2 protein-coding genes are annotated in these 3,005 nt (G+C 67.7%); both read right to left on the bottom strand.

All coding sequences use genetic code 11. The annotated features are described in order from the left end of the window. A partial coding sequence (gene tssM / locus AC6EI8_RS25715) for a type VI secretion system membrane subunit TssM (RefSeq protein ID WP_498383292.1) occupies positions 1-1,704 on the bottom strand: 1,704 nt, incomplete at its 3' end. A gap of 159 nt (positions 1,705-1,863) precedes the next feature. Further along, positions 1,864-3,005, bottom strand: a 1,142-nt coding sequence (locus AC6EI8_RS25720) for a hypothetical protein (protein WP_498383293.1), incomplete at its 5' end; no start/stop codon positions are given.

Here is a 3,005-nt window from a genome sequence, read left to right on the forward strand (position 1 = left end):
ACGCACGTTCTGCGCGAGCTGGTCCGGATGCGCGTTGACCTCGGCCAGGAAGCGTTCGATCGAGGTGCCGACGGGCTTCAGCATGACCTGGCGCAGGCCGTTGTAGTACTCGTCCAGCAGCTTGTGCTGCAGCGTATCGCCCTGGTAGAGACCCAGCGACAGCGCGATCGGATGATCGGCGCGGAAGCGCTCCAGCTGCTCGATGCGGTCCTGCAGGATGTCGAGCGCTTCCAGCCGCGATTGCAGGTCGATGCGGTTCTGCTGCAGCTTGACGATCTTGTCGAGGTCGGCCTGCACATTGGCGGTCAACTGCCGGTTGCCGATGAAGGACCAGGTCCACCCGCCCAGCAGCAGGCCCAGCACCAGCACCAGGCCGAAGAAGGTGACGAAGCGCATCCGCGTCTTGGCCGGGCTCGAGAACTGCCGCACGGTCTTGCGGTCGGCGAACACCACCTTGGAGAACAGGTCGCGCAGGAAGAAGCCGTTCTTCGAGAACACCTCGCGGCTATGCGCGGCGCTGTCGAGCTTCAGGCCGAAGCGGCGCGCGATCCGTTCGGCGGAGGCGCTGGTAGTGCTTGCCTCCTGCACCGCGCTGGTGAAATAGAAGCCGCGGAACACCGGCTTGTACTGGAACGGATTCTCGTCGAACAGCGTCACCAGGAAGGCGCGCAGCGCCGGCTTGATCGACGCGAATTCGAGCGGGAAGCTCAGCAGCCCCGGCGACAGCTTGCCGTTGCGGTGCTGGGCGATCTGCGCCACGCTGATTTCCTTCAGGCCGTCGTACAGCTCGTCGAAGCGCTCGTCGAACATCGCGGCGGCATCGCGCTTTTCGCCCGGCTCGAAGGGCAGGGTGGCGCCCCAGACGCGGTCGCGCTCGTGCTTGTCGCTGTCGCCGAAGAACTCGGTGAAGCCGGTGATCAGGTCCGCCTTGGTGAACATCACGTAGACCGGCGCGAACACTTCAAGCCGTTCGGTCAGTTCCTGCACGCGCTGGCGCAGGTTCTTGGCCAGCTGGATGGCGAACTCGGGGCGGTTCTGCGTCAGCTCGGGAATGCTGACGGTGACCACGATGCCGTTGATCGGCGCGCGCGGACGGTAACGCTTGAGCAGGTCCAGGAAGCCGAGCCATTCCTTGCGGTCTTCCTCGTGCACCGAATAGCGGCCCGCGGTATCGAGCAGGATGCCCTCGGTGGTGAAGAACCAGTCGCAGTTACGCGTGCCACCGATGCCGTGGATGATCGCGTTGTTCTTGTCGGCGAACGGGAATTGCAGGCCCGAGTTCAGCACCGCGGTGCTCTTGCCCGCCGCCGGGTTGCCGATCACGATGTACCACGGCAGTTCGTACAACGCCTCGTTGCCCGACAACTGGCCGAGCTTGGAGGTCTTGATGGTCTTGACCGCATCGACCAGCCGCGTACGCAGGGCTTCGACCTCGCCGCGCTTTTCCTGCGGCGCTTCCTGGGCGGCCGCATTGGCCTGCTGTTCCAGCAGCGCGCCGAGCTTGCCGCTGGCTTGCCGCGCGCGATAGTGCCGCCATGCGAAGGCGATCAACCACGCCACCACCAGCAGGCCGAGCACGATGCCGACCCAGGTCAGCCCGACCTCGAAGGTATCGGCCGCCAGCAGCAGGAAGAGCGTCAGCGCGACGACGCCTATCACGGACAGCGTGCGCGTGTTGGTCAGGAAACTGAGGAATCGGTGCATGTTGGCCTGCGGTTTGCGAATGCGTGTGCTGGTTCTGGTGCGTTTGCTGGTGCGTGTGCTTGTGCTTGCCTGGCTTGGGCTTCGGCTTGTTCTGGCTCGTTCTCGCTTGTTCTGGCTTCGTGCTTGTTCGTGCTTGTTCGTGCTTGGCGAGGATGTCCGCTAGGCGGTGGCAGGTGGCACCACCGCGATCGCGCCGCGCTGCTGCGGATCGGCCGCGGTCAGCGCCAGCGCCGGTCCCCCGCGCTCGGCGCACTGCTGATGGGCGAGCACGATGGCCAGCAGCGCGCCGGCATTGCCGGTGTGGCCGCAAGCGGTGCCCACCGGCAGCAGGTCCGCGCTGACGTCGAGCTCACTGAAGCGTTCGGAGAACACGCGTGCCAGTTCGACGGTGCGGACCGGATGCGGGCTGATGTCGGCGGTGACCACGACGGGCTGCGGCGCGGGCGCCGGCTCGGCGGCGGACGCTTCGGGCTTGTCGTCCTTGTCCTTGGCCTGGGCCTTGGAGCCGTCGGCCGGTTCGGCCAGCAGGCCCAGCGTCTGCGCGATCGCTTGATCCAGCGCCGCGGTACGCGGCTGGCCCTTGTCGGGAGTCGGCGCGTCGAGCCGCGTCAGCGTGGCGCGGACGATCGACGCCGGCGGTGCGTCCTGCGCGAACATCGCGGCCAACGGCCCTTGCGGCGGATACAGCAGGATGCCCGCCGCCGCCTCGGAGGGCGCGACGCCGTGCTCGCATTGGGCGCTGAACAGCCGGTTGGTCGCGCGCAGCCGGTCGATCGCTTCGGCGCCGATATGCGAATCGGCGGCGATCACGCCGCGCAATTCGTGGGTCGGTTCGCGATGCAGCGCGAGGATCGCGCGATCGACCTGCACCATCGCATCGCCGTCGCCCTTGGCGGTCAACGTCTCCATCGAGATCCGCTCGATCGGCCACAGCCCGGTCAGGCGGCCGCGCACGTATTGGCCGGCGGCCGCCGCCATCGGCGCCTGCCAGCGCTCCGGCAGCAGCAGCGTCAGCACCAGCCGCGGCGGCTCCTCGGCCTGCGGCGCCGTGGGTGTCTCGTCGGCGGAAGGGAAGTACAGGCCGGGATATTGCTCCAGGACCTGGGCCACCAGCCGCTCGGCCACGTCGCTGGCCAGCGCGACGGTCCGCACGGCCTCGTCATTCCACGGCAGATCGGCGAAGGCCTGCTCCAGCGCGTCGCGCGTGCCATCGACATCGATGTCCTCGGCGGGCGCGGCGAAGATCGGCATGCCATCGCGCAGCACGTCGACCACGTCGGGGCGCTGCTGCTCGGCGGTGG

Source organism: Cupriavidus sp. R6-3 (assembly GCF_059772245.1).